At 71.0% G+C, this 15,388-nt stretch carries 12 protein-coding genes; 6 read left to right on the plus strand and 6 right to left on the minus strand.

Annotation, left to right across the window (positions count from 1 at the left end; genetic code table 11):
• Window position 1 precedes the first annotated feature (1 nt).
• Together D7W81_RS02810 and D7W81_RS43230 are read left to right on the plus strand one after the other, a co-directional pair.
• Window positions 2–964 (plus strand): ParA family protein, encoded by a 963-nt coding sequence (locus tag D7W81_RS02810; RefSeq protein ID WP_120553750.1) that lies wholly within the window; start codon window positions 2–4, stop codon window positions 962–964.
• A gap of 9 nt (window positions 965–973) precedes the next feature.
• Entirely contained in the window at window positions 974–2,716 is a 1,743-nt protein-coding gene (locus D7W81_RS43230) for a hypothetical protein (protein ID WP_244226929.1), read from the plus strand.
• A gap of 12 nt (window positions 2,717–2,728) precedes the next feature.
• Here D7W81_RS43230 and D7W81_RS02825 read toward each other — a convergent pair whose 3' ends face one another.
• The 3 genes from D7W81_RS02825 to D7W81_RS02835 are packed head-to-tail and all read right to left on the minus strand — an operon-like array spanning window position 2,729 to window position 6,652.
• On the minus strand, window positions 2,729–3,718 hold the full coding sequence (locus D7W81_RS02825; RefSeq protein ID WP_279637797.1) for a M48 family metallopeptidase: 990 nt from the start codon (window positions 3,716–3,718) through the stop codon (window positions 2,729–2,731).
• Window positions 3,718–4,281: an SH3 domain-containing protein gene (locus D7W81_RS02830; protein ID WP_120553751.1), complete on the minus strand. Its 564-nt coding sequence runs from the start codon at window positions 4,279–4,281 to the stop codon at window positions 3,718–3,720. The genes D7W81_RS02825 and D7W81_RS02830 overlap by 1 nt, the downstream gene beginning before the upstream one ends.
• Before the next feature lie 28 nt (window positions 4,282–4,309).
• On the minus strand, window positions 4,310–6,652 hold the full coding sequence (locus D7W81_RS02835) for a CHASE2 domain-containing protein (protein ID WP_120553752.1): 2,343 nt from the start codon (window positions 6,650–6,652) through the stop codon (window positions 4,310–4,312).
• Window positions 6,653–6,934: 282 nt separating this feature from the next.
• Here D7W81_RS02835 and D7W81_RS02840 point away from each other — a divergent pair, with 282 nt between their 5' ends.
• From D7W81_RS02840 to D7W81_RS02850, 3 genes are all read left to right on the plus strand, one after another.
• The gene (locus D7W81_RS02840; RefSeq protein ID WP_120553753.1) at window positions 6,935–8,140 is read left to right on the plus strand and encodes a hypothetical protein; all 1,206 of its coding nucleotides are present in this window, start codon (window positions 6,935–6,937) and stop codon (window positions 8,138–8,140) included.
• Window positions 8,137–8,907, plus strand: a complete 771-nt coding sequence (locus tag D7W81_RS02845; RefSeq protein ID WP_120553754.1) for a ferritin-like domain-containing protein — start codon at window positions 8,137–8,139, stop codon at window positions 8,905–8,907. Before D7W81_RS02840 ends, D7W81_RS02845 begins: the two co-directional genes overlap by 4 nt.
• A gap of 95 nt (window positions 8,908–9,002) precedes the next feature.
• Window positions 9,003–9,533: a TspO/MBR family protein gene (locus tag D7W81_RS02850; RefSeq protein ID WP_120553755.1), complete on the plus strand. Its 531-nt coding sequence runs from the start codon at window positions 9,003–9,005 to the stop codon at window positions 9,531–9,533.
• 28 nt (window positions 9,534–9,561) lie between these two features.
• Here D7W81_RS02850 and D7W81_RS02855 read toward each other — a convergent pair whose 3' ends face one another.
• Window positions 9,562–9,744 (minus strand): hypothetical protein, encoded by a 183-nt coding sequence (locus D7W81_RS02855; protein ID WP_120553756.1) that lies wholly within the window; start codon window positions 9,742–9,744, stop codon window positions 9,562–9,564.
• 145 nt (window positions 9,745–9,889) lie between these two features.
• A complete protein-coding gene (locus D7W81_RS02860; RefSeq protein ID WP_120553757.1) occupies window positions 9,890–11,836 on the minus strand; it encodes a PAS domain-containing sensor histidine kinase in 1,947 nt (648 codons plus the stop codon).
• 220 nt (window positions 11,837–12,056) lie between these two features.
• Here D7W81_RS02860 and D7W81_RS02865 point away from each other — a divergent pair, with 220 nt between their 5' ends.
• Window positions 12,057–12,785, plus strand: coding sequence for an alpha/beta hydrolase (locus D7W81_RS02865; protein WP_120553758.1), 729 nt, complete (start codon window positions 12,057–12,059; stop codon window positions 12,783–12,785).
• A 12-nt stretch (window positions 12,786–12,797) separates the two neighbouring features.
• Here the strand turns inward: D7W81_RS02865 and D7W81_RS44005 are convergent.
• Window positions 12,798–15,388: M1 family aminopeptidase (locus D7W81_RS44005; RefSeq protein WP_120553759.1), on the minus strand; the 2,591-nt coding region annotated here is incomplete at its 5' end.

The following is a 15,388-nucleotide window of genomic DNA, read 5'->3' on the forward strand; positions in this document are numbered from 1 at the left end:
CATGGAAGCGCCGACGTACAGCTCGAAGCAGGTAGCCGAGATGCTCGGCGTGACCGCGAAGTCCATTCCCGCGGCGCTGCGCAAGGACGCCTACGGCCCGGAAGACGTGTGGGAGCTGCGCACGACGCTCAACAAGTTCCCGCCCACCGCGGGCCTGCGCAGACAGCTCTTCCTCAACTTCAAGGGCGGCACCGGCAAGACGTCCCTCTCCACGTCCTACGCCTGGCGCCTGGCGGAGCTGGGCTACGCGGTGCTCCTCATCGACCTGGACAGCCAGGGCCACGCCACCAAGTGCCTGGGCTACGAGGGCGAGGACTTCGAGAAGACGCTCCTGGACGTGCTGGTGCGCAAGACGCCGCTCGTGCAGGTGGTGCAGAAGTCCACCCTGCCCAACCTGGACTTCATCCCGTCCAACCTGAGCATGTCCACGGTGGACCTGGCGCTGATGCCCATGTCCGGCCGTGAGTTCAAGCTGCGCAACGCGCTCAAGGACGTGGAGGCGCAGTACGACTTCATCGTCTTCGACGCGCCTCCGTCCTTCGGCCTGCTCAACCTGAACGCGCTGATGGCCGCGAACGACCTGTTCGTGCCCGTGCTCGCGGACTTCCTGTCCTTCCACGGCCTCAAGCTGCTGTTCGAAACGGTGCAGAGCCTGGAGGAGGACCTCAACCACGTGCTGGACCACGTGTTCATCGTGGTGAACTCCTTCAACGCCACCTTCAAGCTGGCGAAGGAGGCGCTGGAGGCGCTCCAGACGCACTACCCCGAGTACCTGCTGCCCACCATCATCCGGCAGTGCACCAAGTTCGCGCAGGCCTCCAGCGAGGGCCGCCCGGTGTTCGTGGCGGACCCCACGTCCAAGGGCGCCAGCGACATCCAGGCCATGCTGGACAACGTGCTGCCGCGCCTGGTGGCCGCGCACGCCGCGGCGGTGAAGGCCGGCACCGCGACGAAAGCCGGCTGAGATTCCCCCATGAAGAAAGCCTTCGAACAGAACGTGTCCCGCGCGAAGCCGCGCCTCCGCCTGGGGGCGCTGACGGGTGCCCTCGACCCGGCAGACCCCACGGGGACCGCCGCCAGCCAGGAGCCCGCCGCGCCGGAAGCGCCCGCGCCCGTCGCGGAATCGCCGGACCTGTCCTCCGAGGTGCGCTCGCGCATCGAGCGCCGCGCCGGCCCGCGTCCCACCGCCGCCGAGGCGATGGAGGCCGCGCTGAACGCACCGCCCGCCCGCACCGCCGCGCCGCCCCCGGCCGCGCAGGGGTTGCCGGCGGTGACGGCGCCGAGTTTCTCTCCGGTGTCCCACGCGCTGTCCGCGCTGGTGTCCCCGGAGGCTCGCGGCGAAGAGGAAGCCGCGCCGCCCTCGCCGTGGCAGGAGCCGGACTCGCAGGAGACCGCGCCCGGTTGGAACGTGGCGCAGGAGACCGCGCCCGAGGAGTCCGTCTGGGACGCGGAGGCCGTGCCGCCCGTCTCGCACCGTGAGGTGGCGGAGGCGGTGGCCGCGTCCGCGTGGAACCTGTCCGCCGCGCACGTCGCGCAGCAGCGGGAGGCCGTGGTGGAGGCCTTCGGTCAGGAGCCCCTGGGCGCCGAGCCGACGCCCACGCACGTGGAGCCGCCCGCGCCCGCCGCGCGCTGGGATGCGCTGACGGCGCGTCCGGAAGCCGCCACGCATGTGGATCCCACGCGCGTGGCGCCTCTTGCCCATTCCGTGACGCACACCGAAGCCATGCGCGCCGGAGTCGCTCGCATGGATGCCTCGGCTCCGGCCGCGCCGGTGGAAGCCCCTCGGAGCGCGCCCGTCACCTTCGCCTCGCCGCCTCCGGCGATGGCGCAGGCGGAAGCGCCCCGGGCGGCTCCGGTCACCTTCGCGGGCCCGCCGCCCGGAGTACAGTTCGATGGACGGATGGGCGTTCAGGCCCTCCGCATGCCTTCCGAGGCCGAGCCCATGACGACGTACGCTGCCGTCCAGGCCTCCACCGTCACCACCACCGAGACGGTGGCCCGACAGGAAGCCGCGCCCGCCCCCGTCGAGGTGCAGACGCCCGCGCCTCCCCGCGAGGAGCTGGACTCCGAATCCCGCCGCGAGCGCCTCAAGGCCCGCCTCAAGGCCGTGCGCGAGAACCCGCGCCCGGAGCCGCTGCCCGCCACCGTCGCGGAGGCCGGCCAGCGCGCCGTGGAGCGCATCACCCACCTCCAGGCGGAGCTCACCAAGGTCAAGGCGCTCAACCTCACGCTCACCCAGGACCTGGAGGTCGCCCGCCGTCAGGCGGAGAAGGCCACCGAGGAGGCCCGTCTGCGCATGGACGAGGCCCGCCGCCTGTCCGCGGAGATGGAGGGCCGCGTGAAGCTGCTCGCCGACCTGGAGCGTGAACTGGCCGCACTGGAAGGCGAGCGCGACGAAGCGCTCCTGTCCCTCCAGGAGTCCCGCCAGGCCCTCCAGGCCGCCGCGAAGGAGCACGAGTCCCTGGAGCAGGTCGTGACCAAGGGCAAGCTGGCCCTGGCCGACAGCCTCGCGGAGGAGGAGCGCCTCGCCGTGGAGCTGGAAGGCGCCAAGGACGAGTCCGCCTCCCTGCGCCGCGCCGTGGAGACGCTCCAGGGTGAGCGCGACGTGCTGGCCCAGCAGGTCGCGTCCCTCACCGCCGAGCGCGCCGAATTGCTGGAGGCGCGCAAGGCCCTGGAGTCCGTGCACCGCGCCCTGAGCCAGGCTACGGTGCGCTAAAAACCGCGCCGCCTACTTCGCGTCCTTCGCCACGCCCGTGGGCTTCTTCCCGGGCCCCACGGTGGCGGTGAAGGACGCGGGCAGGGCCGGCCGCTGGAGCGAAGCGACGTCCACCCGCGCCAGCGGATCCGCGTTCTCCCGCCGCGCCTGGAGCAGGCCGGCGATCCGCTCCTGGCGCTCCTCCTTCTTCGGGTGGTTCTCCCAGAAGCCGCCGCCCCCGGACGTCCGCTCGAGCAGCCGCGAGAACTCCCTCGGGTCGTAGCCCGCGGACAGCAGCAGTTCCACCGCGAGCGCGTCCGCCGCGAGCTCCTCGTCCTTGCGGTGGCCCTTGCCGAAGGCGTCCACGGTCCCTTCGACCATCTTCCCCATCAGGCCCGTGTCCGAGTCCAGGTCCAGCCGGCCGTCCGCCCGGCTGGCGCCCACCACCTTCGAGGCCACCGTCGACACCACGGCGCCCGTCACCGCGGCGCCCTTGCACGTGCTCACCTTCACGGAGACGTACTGGTGCAGCGCGTGCTTGAGCACGACGTGGGCAATCTCATGCGCCAGCACGCCCGCGAGCTGCGCCTCGTTCTCCACGCCCTGGAGCAGCCCGTGCGTGACGAACACATAGCCCGCGGGCGCGGACAGGGCGTTGAAGCGCTTCGCGTCCTTGAGCACACCGAACGTCCAGCGCAGCTCCGGCCGGGGGGACTGCATCGCCAGGTTGCGGCCCACCGTGTTGACGTAGGTGTTCAGCTTCTCCTCCGGCGCGCCCGACAGCATCAGCCCGCCGCCCTGCTGCGCCCAGTGGATGGCCAGCGCGCTGCCCAGCGCGTACTCCTCCTGGATGGCCGGCTCCACCTTCAACTTGTCGCAGGACTGCACCTTCTCCGCCGCGGCCGCCACCCGGTTCGCGTCCTCGCCCAGGTTCGCGGCCCTCAGGCCCTTGGCCACCTGGGTACAGGACGTGAGGCTCAGCCCCAGGCCCGCCGCCACCAGCATCCCCATGCGCGAGCGCATCACTTCACCGCCTTCTTCGCCTGGGGCCCCAGCTTCGTGTCGGGCGCCACCACCGGGAACAGCCCGGCCTGCTTCACGTGCGCGTCGATCTCCACGGGCGTGACCTTGAGGGCCAGGCCCTCCAGCTTCTTGATTTGCGCCACCGCGTCCGCGTAGCCGCCGCCCTTCTCCTTGCCGTACTTCTCCGCGCCCGGGCTCAGCGCCTTCACCGCCGCGCCGCTGGACACGAAGGCCGCCGGGTCGATGGAGCGCGTCTTGCCGTCCTTGGCGACCAGCTCCATGTCGGGCGGCCGGGTGGACAGGTTCGTCTGGAACACGTAGCCGGGCTTGCCTCCGGGCTCCGTCACCTGGTGCCACTGCGCGTTCTTCGGGTCCGCGCCCTTCCACGTCACCTGCTGTCCGGGCTGGAGCACCGCCACCACGTCCGCCGTGGGCACCGCGCTCTTGAGGACGCGCGTGTTGCGCGCCTTCACGTAGAGCTTCTCGTCCTTCTTCACCGCCCACGCCGCCGTCACCGGCACGCCCACCGCCAGCATCAGGATGCCCCAGGTCCATCGTCTCATCGTCGTGCTCCCCAACCCTGATACGCCGTCACTTCTCCAGATTCGCGACGCCATCGAAATTCTCCGGAGGCGCCGCCAGGTATTCGCGGCAGCGCTCCAACAGCTTCCCCGTGGGCCCGTCCTCCGGCGACCGCGCGGCCTCCGTCTCCAGCACCGCCGCGGCCTCCGCGAAGCGCGCCTCGCGGTACAGCCCCAGGGCCTCGTGGTAGCGCGCCACCGTGTGCCGCGTGGATGCGTCCAGCTGGCCCTTGAGCGCGAGCAGCTCATACACCGTGACGGCCTCCGTCTTGCCCGCCACCCGGACCCGGTCCAGCTCGCGCACCTCGATGTGCTCCTTCGCCAGTTCGTACGTGCGCGGGCCAATCATGATGACCGACCCGTAGGCCTTGTTCGCGCCCTCCAGGCGCGCGGCCAGGTTCATGCCGTCGCCAATGGCCGTGTAGCTGAAGAGCTGGTCGCTGCCGAAGTTGCCCACGAAGTTCACCGCGCTGTTCACGCCGATGCGCGTGTACACGTCCGGGAACCCCTTCTGGCGGAAGTCCACGCGCAGCGCCTCCACGGCCGTCTTGGCCGCCAGCGCTCCCCGGCACGCGCGCACGGCGTGGTCCTCCTGGGCCATGGGCGCGCCGAAGAGGCACACCACCGCGTCTCCGATGTACTTGTCCAGGCATCCGCCCTCGCGCAGCAGGGCCCCGCTCACCGTCGTGAGGTACGTGTTGAGGATGCGCACCAGCTGGCGCGGGTCCTCCTTGAAGCGCTCGCTGAAGGTGGAGAAGCCGCGGATGTCGCTGAAGAACGCGGTGATCTCCTTGTTCTCTCCATCCAGGCGCGGAAGCTGCCGCGAGCGGATCATCTGCTCCACCAGCTTCGGCTCCATGAAGCGGTGGAATGCCTGCCGGATGAACTGCGTCTCGCGGTTGGCCACCAGGTGGTTGAACGCCAGCGCCGCGACGCTCGCGCCCACGCCCGCCAGCGCCGGCATCGCCATCAGCACGTGCGTGTGCGCCGTCTTGAGCAGCAGGCCCGTGAGCACGTGCAGCCCCAGCACCAGCGCCACCGGCCAGGCCACCTCCAGCGGCGTCCAGCGCGCCGTCATCAGCAGCACCGCGGACACCAGCGCCACGAGGAACGTCAGGCCCAGGTCCACGCCCGGGGGCGCACGGGTGATGAACGTTCCCGACAGGAGCGTGTCCACCACCGTGGCCTGCTTCACCAGTCCGGGCTGCGTGGGGGAGAAGGGCGTGGCCTTGATGTCGTTGAGACCCACGGCCGTGCCGCCGATGACGACGACCTTGTCCTGGAACGTGGCCGGGGCCAGGTCCGGGGGCTGGCCCTGGTTGCGGTGGATCCAGTCGTTCAGCACGGCGAAGAGGGGCACCTGTTCGAAGCGCTCGCCCAGCGGTCCGCCGTAGTCCAGCTCGGCGTCGCCTTCCGCGTTGACGTGCCACGTGCGCGCTCCCATGCGGAGGGTGCGGCCGGAGAACGAGACCTCCTTCGCGCCCAGCAGGTCCGCCATCATGCGCACCGGCAGCGTCACATAGGTGTTGGTGCCGTCCGTGTACGCGAAGGACGTGCGGCGGATGGAGCCGTCCGCGTCCGCCTCCGTATCCACCAGCCCGACCCCGTTCACCGCGCCCAGCAGCGCGGGGGTTGGAGGCACCGGGTGGTGGGGAAACGGGGGCGGCTTCGAGGGCGTGCCCCCGAGCATGAGCAGCGGCTTCCCATCCGTCCGGCTCGCGGGGAAGGCGAGCGCCCGTGCCAGGGCTTCCGCTGTCAGCACGGGTGTGGCCGGGGCTGGCGCGTCCTCGAACTCCTCGGGGAAGGAGTCGTCCCCTGGAGGGCTGGCGGCGGGAGCGGCTTCCGGAGCGGTCAGCGGCACCGGGGCCTGGAGGTTCGCGCGAGCGAGCGGCTTCGCGGTTCCGCTGCTCGCCATGCCCACGTAGAAGGGGAGGCCTGTCTCACGCAGCACCTGCGCGAAGCCCAGGTCGGCGGACTCGTCGGCCGTCCGCTCGTCCATGACCGCGTCGAACAGCACGGCCCGGGCTCCCGCGGCCTTCAGCTCCTGCGCGATGCGCGCCCACAGCGTGCGCGTGTACGGCCAGTTGCCGAAGTTGATCTGGAGCTGCGTGTCCTGGCTGATTCTATCGATGGTGGTCTGGTCGATGGCCACCACGACCACCTGCTGGGACTTCCCCCGGCCACCGGTGAACCGGACCAGCGCGTCGTCGTAGGCGATGTGCTCCGTGCTCTCGAGGCCCCTGGCCTGCTCGCATGCCCACGCGATGAGTGTGGCCACCAGCGCGATGCTGATCATCTGGAGCCCGTGAAGGCGCCAGCGCTCCTGGATGGTCTTCCACGTCTCGCCCGCCACGGCCCCTCCCCGTCTGGTCGGTGACGGCACGCTACCCCGGGACACCGCCCCGGGCACGCCCTTGCGCCCGCGGAATTGGACCTTCATCCAGATGACTCCGCGAAAGGCCCGGGAAGCAGGGGGCCCGGCGAGCCATCGCAGCCCCTCGCGTCCGCCGGGCGACGCCTGCACGTCTGTTGCCGTTCATGGAGTGCCACCGGACCTTGTGGACATCGGGACCCGAGGCGGTGGTGTCCATCGCCCGCGCTTCAACGCCCGTCCCTGCCCAGAAGGAGTCCCCTCGTGGCTTTGGACCTGTTCAAAGAAAAAGGCACTCCCGTCGAGCGCCAGTCCTTCACCTGGAAGGACATGGTGCGGCGGCCCTACAGCAAGATGGATGACGACGCGTTCACCCGGACGCGCGTCATCCTGATGAACGGCATTGAAGCGGACGCGCTGCGCATGAAGCACATCTTCGCGCGCCGCAGCCTGGAACTGCGCCCGCACCTGGCGCTGGTGCGCCGCGCCGAGCACCACCAGCAGACACTGGTCAACTGGCTCACCCCGCCGGATCAGAAGGTCATCGAGACCACGCTCGGCTTCGAGCAGCTGGCCATCGAGGTGACCGCCAGCGTGGCCATCCACGAGCCCGACCCCTATCTGGCCCAGACGTACCGGTTCGGGATGCTGGAGGACTTCGACCACCTGTACCGCTACTCCGCGCTCTACGACCGGCTGGAGGGGCAGGACCCCAACAACATCACCCAGTCCTATACGGACATCATTCCGGGCCGCCCCACCTCCGTGGAGCACCGCCATCCGCTGGATGACCTGCGCCGCCCATATGACGCCAAGACGGCGGCGCCGCTGTCCAAGCTGCACGCGCTGACCATCACCGCGTCCGAGTTCCAGACGCACGACTACTACATGACCGTGGGCCCCACGTTCACGGACCCCGTCGCGCGGCAGCTCTACGCGGAGATCGCCTCCATCGAGGAGCAGCACGTCACCCAGTACGGTTCGCTCATCGACCCCGACGAATCCATGCTGGAGCAGTGGATGCTCCACGAGGCCATGGAGGTCTACAACTACTACTCGTGCCTCGCGTACGAGTCGAACCCGCGCATCAAGGAGGTGTGGCAGCGGTTCGTGGACTACGAGCTGGGGCACCTCCACTACGTGATGGAGCTGTTCAAGAACCTGGAGCGGCGCGACCCCGCGGAGGTGCTGCCCCGCGAGCTGCCGGAGCCCATCGCGTTCAAGGAGCACCGTGAATTCGTGCGCAAGGTCCTGTCGCAGGAGGTGGACATGCGCTCCGACGGCACCGAGTACGTGGACAAGTCGCAGCTGCCGCCGGACCACCGCACGCTGATGTACCAGGCGCAGATGAACTCGGAAGGGTCGCCCTCGGAGACGGCGGCGGCTGGGTACAAATGGAGGCCGGGCACGGAGCTGGCCGCGAAGGCGGAGCGCATGGGCTCGGTGCTCGAGGGGAGGAGGCTGCAATGAGCAAGGACACCATCGCCGACGTGGGCATGAACCGCACCGGCATCAAGACGTCCCCCGTGGACAGCAAGGACATCATCGCGCAGGCGGAACGCTCCGAGCCCAGCAGCCCGGGCGACGCGCGGGCCATCGCGGAGGTGCGCAAGCAGTACATGCGCGAAGCCGGGGACGGCCTGGGCCGCGTGCCGCCGCCCTCCAGCCTCAAGGGCATGGCCAAGACCGCGGTGGACATGATGAAGGGCAGCAAGCCCACCGTGTTCATCGACAAGCTGGGGGAACGGCTCGCCTTCGAGCGCTCCGGCGTCCGGCTCTACGAGGGCGCGCTCTCCAAGCTGGAGGTCTTCGGCAGCTGGGAGGGGGGGCCGTCGCGGGAGCTGCTGACGAAGATCATGGAAGACGAGCTGGGCCACTTCGCCCTGCTGGTGGAGGCCATGGAGAAGATGGGCGCGGACCCCACGGCGATGACGCCGTCCGCGGACCTGACCTCGGTCATCTCCATGGGCGTGCCCGCGGCCATCTCCGACGCGCGCACCAACCTGCGTCAGGCCGTGCAGGCGCTGCTGGTGGCGGAGCTGACGGACAACGCGAGCTGGGAGCTGCTCATCGACCTGGCGCGCGGCCTGGGCCATGACTCGCTGGCGGACCGCTTCCAGCTGGCGCTGGACGCGGAGGCCGAGCACCTGGCGCTGGTGAAGGGGTGGCTCGCGGCAGGGCTGGCCACGGAGGCGCGGGCCCCCATGGACTCCGCGTCCGTCCCCGCGCAGCCCTGAGGACAACCGGGCAGGCAGGCGCATGTGGCGGGCCGTTGTGCGAAGCCACAGCTTGTGGCTTCGCACACGGCTTTCTCACGTCAGGGAGGAACGACATGCAGCTCAGCCAGCTGGGAGGCTCCGAGGGTTTGGAACACAACCCCACGCTCAACCGGGAGTCGATGGTGGCGCTGGGCGCCTTCAGCGCGCTCACCGCGGGCGCGGTCCTCCTCAACGCGAGCAGCACCCGCGAGGCCGTGGAGGGGCGCTGGTACAAGCACCTGAAGAAGCCGTCCTACCAGCCGCCACGGCAGGCGTTCGCGCCGGTGTGGACGACGCTCTACGGGCTCATCGCCGTCTCTGGCTGGCGCATCTGGGGCTCACCGGCCGGCGCGCAGCGGTCACGCGCGCTGGGCCTGTGGTTCGTGCAATTGGGGCTCAACGCCGCGTGGTCCCACCTGTTCTTCCGCAAGCGCCGGCTGAAGGCCGCGGCGGTGGAGAACTGGGTGCTCTTGGGCAGCATCGCGGCGTATACCGCCGCCGCCAGCCGCGTGGACCGCAAGACGCCCTGGTTCATGGCCCCGTACCTGGGCTGGGTGTCCTTCGCCAACGTGTTGTCGACTGACATCGCCCGGCGCAATGCCTGACACGCCGGGCGTCTCCTCCTCGCGCTGCCTAGTTGCGGATGCGCGAGGGCGGAACCGCGTTGTTGAAGGACAGCACGGCCGCGAAGTAACGCGCCTGGTTCTCCGAGGTGCAGCGCACCTCCTGGACGCGTCCACCGACCTTCACCCGAACAATCCACCCCTCGTTGTCGCGGCTGACAGGGGACTCGCTCTTCATCGTCATGTTTTCCATGGGTGCCTCTCCCTCCCGTACACCCACCTAGAGCAGGGGGCGTGCCAGGGCTGGGAATCGTGGGATTCCAGCCCTTTGCATGGAGCCCGCGGCAGGGGCGGAGAGGCGGGGCTGAAGTTCTTTCAGCGAAAGCCCGCCCGGGCCTTCAGTGGAGATGGCGATCAGGCCACACCTGCGGGAGGGCGGGCCTGGCGGCGGAGAGTGTCGGCAGCGCGACGTAGAAGGTGGATCCGCGGCCCGCCTCGCTCTCCACCCAGATGCGGCCGCCGTGGCGCTCCACGATGTCGCGGCTGATGTAGAGGCCCAGGCCCAGCCCGCCGTAGGAACGGGTGGAGGCGTTGCGCGCGCGGAAGTAGCGGTCGAAGAGCTGCTGCTGCTGATCCTCCGGGATGCCGATGCCCGGGTCCGTCACGGACAGCACCGCGACGTCCTCGCTCAGCGACAGCCGCACGCGGATGGTGCCGCCGTCCGGGCTGTACTTGAGCGCGTTCTCCAGCAGGTTGGAGACCACCTGCTCCAGCCGGTACGCGTCGCCGTGGACGGAGATGGCCTCCGGGGGGAGCTCGAAGTCGAAGACGTGGTTGCCCTTCTGGCCGTCCATGCTGGCGAGCGTGTGCTCCACCAGCAGGTCGAAGCGGGTGGCCTCCGGGTGCAGGGCCAGGCGGCCGGCTTCGATGCGGGACGCGTCCAGCAGGTCGTTGATGAGGCCGGTGAGGCGCGTGAGCTGGTGGCGCGCATGGCGCAGCACGCCGGGTTCCAGGTTCTCGCCGCGCTCCAGGCGGCGCTCCAGCGTGGCCAGGCGCAGGCTCAGCGGGGTGAGCGGCGTCTTCAGCTCATGGCTCGCGATGGAGAGGAAGTCGTCGCGCACGCGGATGGCCTCCTGGGCCTCGCGGTACAGGTGCGCGCGCTCCACCTCCGCGCGCTTGCGCTCGGTGATGTCCTCCAGGACGACGCCCACGCCCAGGATGCGGCCGTCGGGGGTGCGCACGGGATAGAAGCTGCCCCGGAAGTAGCGCCGGGGGCCCGGGACGCGCAGGTCCTCGTCGGAGGTGGATTCCATGTCCACCAGGGGCTCGCCGGTGCGCAGCACGTGACGTGGCCCCTGCTCCGCGAGGGCGCCCGGCTCCCCGAGCAGCTCCGGCAGCGTGTGCCCCGGGTGCGCATCCGCCGGGATGCCGTTGATGCGCGCCAGCGTTTCGTTGACGCGCACGTAGCGCAGGTTCGTGTCCAGGAAGCCGATGCCCACGGGCGCGCCGCGGAAGAGCAGGTCCATCTGCGCCAGGTTCTCCTCGCGCTCGGCCTCCACGCGGCGGCGTTCGGAGATGTCCTCCACGATGCCGACGCCGCCCTCCACGGTGCCGTCCTCGGCGTAGCAGGGGGCGAAGCGCACGCGCACGGGCGTCACCTTGCCGGTGGTGAGCGAGCGGTAGTCGCCTTCGTAGTCGCAGCTCCGGCCGCGGAGCGACTCGCGCACGCAGGCGATGATGTTCTCGTCGCGCAGCGTGAAGAGGTGCAGGCCCACCAGGTTGCGCTTCGACGTTCCGATGAGGCGTGCGAAGCGCTCGTTGCACGCGGTGATGATGGGCGCCCGGTCGAAGTGGAAGATGCTCAGGGGCGCGTTCTCCACGAGCAGCCGGTAGAGCCGGTCCACCGTCTCCTCGTGGTGCGTGGCCACGTCGGGGCCGCCGGGGATGTGCTCCACCGGCTCCTCCAGCGAGTCGATGACCTCGTGCAGCCGGCGCATCGTGAGGACGATGCGCTCGTGCGAGTTCGTGCCGGTGGCGCCCACCGTCATCTCCACCTGCAGCTCCACGCCGTCGCGCCGCAGGGCGAAGACGCGCGTGGGCCGCCCGCCGAGGACCTTCCGGCGCGACAGCAGGTAGCGCGGCAGGCTGAAGCCGTGGAAGCGGTGCAGGCGAGGCGGGAAGAGGTCGGTGACGGGTCTGCCCATGAGCTGTTCGCGGTCCCAGCCCAGCAGCCGCTCCGCCGCCGCGTTGATGTAGAGGATGCACTCATCCGGGCCGCACGCGATGACAGGGTCCACCGCGGCGTCCAAGATGGCTTCCAGCTCCCGTGCGGCTCCTCCGGCCATGCCTCGCTCCTGGTGGGGAGCGGCACGCGTTCGTCGCGTAAGGCCGTCCCGGCCGGGACATGGGGGCTCCCCGGCGTTGGCGGGCGCGCGTCTTGGCGCCCGTGCGCGTTCCCTTTGCCTACAAGTACACACTGTCCCCGGGAACGGCGCGGGGAAGCCGGAAATCCAGATGCTGTCAGCATCCCTGGAGGGCGAGCGGGCGGGCGGCTAGAGGAGGGGCATGCGCGAATCCCGAACCGTGGCAGTGCTGCTCGCCGTGTCGTTGCTGGGAATGGCCTGCGCGAGCGTCCCCCACGCGGCTCCCGAGGCGCCGAGCCCGCTCATCTTCAAGAGCGAGGCGGTGGGCGCTCCGAAGCCCGAGGCGCTGCTGGTGGCCCTGCACTACTCCGGCTCCACGCCCGCGTTCTGGGACGAGCACATCCGGTCGCTGGGCGTCCCCGTGCGCACGCTGCTGCCCCAGGGCCCCAGGCCCCGCCGCGACGGCTTCACCTGGTTCCAGGCCGACCACGAAGGCAAGACGCTGGAGGGGAAGACGGAGGACGTGGAGCGCATGGCCGAGCGGCTCGCGGAGCTCATCCGGGAAGCCCGCGCGTCGCATCCGGAGCTCCGCCGCGTCGTGGTGACGGGGTTCTCCTACGGAGGCGACCTCGCGTGGATGCTGGCCCTCCGGCACCCGGAGCTGGTGGACGCGGCGGTGCCCATGGGGACGCGGCTGTTGGGAGAGCCGGCGCGCGAGCTGCCCGCGTCGCACCGGGTGCTGGTGCTCCAGGGGGAGCAGGACGCCATCATCCCCGTGCGGTACACGCGTGAACGGGTCGCGGCGCTGAAGGGCCGGGGCGTCCCCATCGACGTGCGGACCTACCCGGACCTGGGCCACGACGTGTCGCCCGCGTTGCTCGAGGACTGGCGCACGTTCCTGCGCCAGTCGCTGCAAGGGTCCGTGGACTGAGGCCGCGGTGGCTCAACGCCGGCGCTTGGGCGGTGGCTTGCGGCCGCTCCTGGCCGCGGGCTTGCGCTTGGGCTTTCGGGCGCTGGCGGCGGGCTGTGCGTTCAGCGTGAGCGTCTCCAGCTTCTCGCGCAGGGTGCGGGTCTCCTGCTTGAGCGTGTCCAACTCCTCGCGCAGGGCCGCGACCTCGCGGGCCTGGGGCGCGCCCTCACGCAGGGCACGCACGGCCTCGCGGGCGTAGCGCCGGGTTCGCGGGTCGCTGAACGTCGTGCCCTCCAGCGCGGCCAGCAGGCGCCGGTCGCCCAGGGTGGAGGCCGCGTCACACACCGCCAGCTGCACGCGGAACTGGGGGTCGCGCAGCAGCTGCGCGAACAGGTCCACCGCCTCGCGCTTGCGGTTCGCCACCTCCGCCAGCTTCGCCACGGCGCTCACGGCCGCGCGGCGCAGGAACGCGGGCTGGCCGTACGCCGTGCGTGCCACGGCCGCCGGGAACGCCACCGGGTCCTGCGTCTCCGCGAGCCCGTCCATCGCGCCCGCGCCAATGACGTCCTGGAACGACGGCTTCGCGGCGGCGGCCTCCAGCAGGGGCAGCGCATCCGGCGCGCGCACGCGGCCCAGCCCCCGCGCGGCCTCCGCCTCCACGAAGTAGCTGGCATCTCCGGCTTCCAGCAGCGCGCGCAGGCGTCCGGCCACCTCCACGTCGTGGCGGAACTCTCCCAGCGCGGCGACGACGGAGCGGCGCACGCGCGGGTGCTTCGTGATGACTGCCTCCAGCAGCAGCGCGCGGGCCTCCGGTGTGCGGATCCGGCCCAGCGCCTTCGCGCACGCGGCGCGGGTGGCCCAGAACAGGCCGTCATCCTTCAGCGCGCGGCCCAGCGCCTCCACCGACCGCAGGCCCCCGTCCTTCCCCAGCGCGTGCGCGGCCTCCGTGCGCGCGCGGGCCTCCGGCGCCTGCTCCAGTTCCTCGCGCCACAGTCCCACGGCCTTGTCCACGTCCAGCGTGCCCAGCACGTCGCGGCGCGGATCCACGCGCACCTGCGAGGGCGCGGTGGGGCAGGGCAGGTGGAAGCGGTGCTCCGCGTCCGTGATGTCCAACCGGTGGCGCGTGTCCTCGCCGTTCACCGTGAGGACCACTTCCAGCGGCAGCCGGAAGACGGGCGTGCCCGAATCCGTGCGCTGCGTCTGGCGCACGGCGATGCGCAGGCGCGCGTCGTCCGCCTCGTAGCGGACCTCCACCTTCAGCTCCGGATGGCCGGGGGAGAAGACGTACTGGTCGAAGACGGGGTCCAGGTTGTGGCCGGTGGCCTCCTCGAAGGCGCGCGCCAGGTCCACCGTCTCCACCACGCCGTGGCGGTGGGACGCGACGTAGTGACGCAGGGCCCGCACGAAGAGGTCATCCCCCACGCGGCGGCGCAGCTCGTGGAGCACCAGCCCGCCCTTCTCGTAGAGGTGGCGGTCGAACAGGTCCATGGGCGCCTGGAACTTCCGGGCGACGATGGGGCGCGCGTAGCGCTCGCGCGTCTCGGAGAGGTACGCCTCCAGGTCGAGCGCCCGGTGATGGTCGGCCTCGTCCTGGTTGTCGCCGCGCTCCTTCCAGAGCACCTCGAAGTAGGTGGCGAAGCCTTCGTTGAGCCAGCCATGGGGCCAGTCGCGGCAGGTGAGCAGGTCGCCGAACCACTGGTGCGCCAGCTCATGGGAGATGAGCGGCTCGGCGTTGTAGTCCAGGTGCGCTCGCGCATCGTGCAGCACCGTGTCCACCAGCGTGGTGGCGGTGGTGTGCTCCATGCCGCCCAGGATGAACTCCGTGACGAACACCTGCGCGTAGCCGCTCCACGGATAGGGCTCGCCGGTGAGGGATTCGTACGCGGCGATCATCTGGGGCGTGCGCGCCACGCACCGGAGCGCGTCCTCGCGGCGGCCCTTGGGGAACAGGTAGCGCAGCGGCGTGGTGCCGGCGGTGTCCGTGGCCTCGTCGAACTCACCCACCACCAGCGTGACGAGGTAGGGCGCGTGCGGCTGCGCCATGCGGTGGTGCTGGGTGCGCCGGTCGCCGGTGGTGACGTCGCTGACGAGCACGCCGTTGGACAGCGACGTCATGTTCGCCGGGAACGTGGCGATGACCTCCGACGTGGCCTTCTGCGCGGGAGTGTCCAGGCAGGGGAACCAGCAGCGCGCGTCGATGTCCTGCCCCTGCGTCCATGCCTGGAGCGGACGGTCGGGGTAGCCCGCGTCGGGGCCCCAGAAGTAGAGGCCTCGGCGGGGACGGGCGCGGTAGGTGAGCGCGATGTCGCACGCCTGGCCCGCGTCCAGCGCGCGGGGCAGCTCCACGCGCACGTGGGCGCCGGAGTTGGAGAAGGGGACGGAGCGGCCGTCAACGTGCACGCCGGTGACGTCCAGGTCCACGGCGTCGAAGGTGACGGTGGACACGGTGCGGACGGCGGACACGCGGGTGGTGCAGGTGCCGGCCAGGGTGCGCTGGGTGAAGTCCAGGTCCAGCTCGATGCGCACGTGCTCGGCGCGCACGGGGCGGGGCGCGGCGTAGTGCTCGGTGGCGCCGGGGAGGCTGAACGGATGCGGGTCGGAGGACCCGGCGGCGGCGGCGGGGG

It is taken from the genome of Corallococcus aberystwythensis (genome assembly GCF_003612165.1).
Taxonomy (GTDB): domain Bacteria; phylum Myxococcota; class Myxococcia; order Myxococcales; family Myxococcaceae; genus Corallococcus; species Corallococcus aberystwythensis.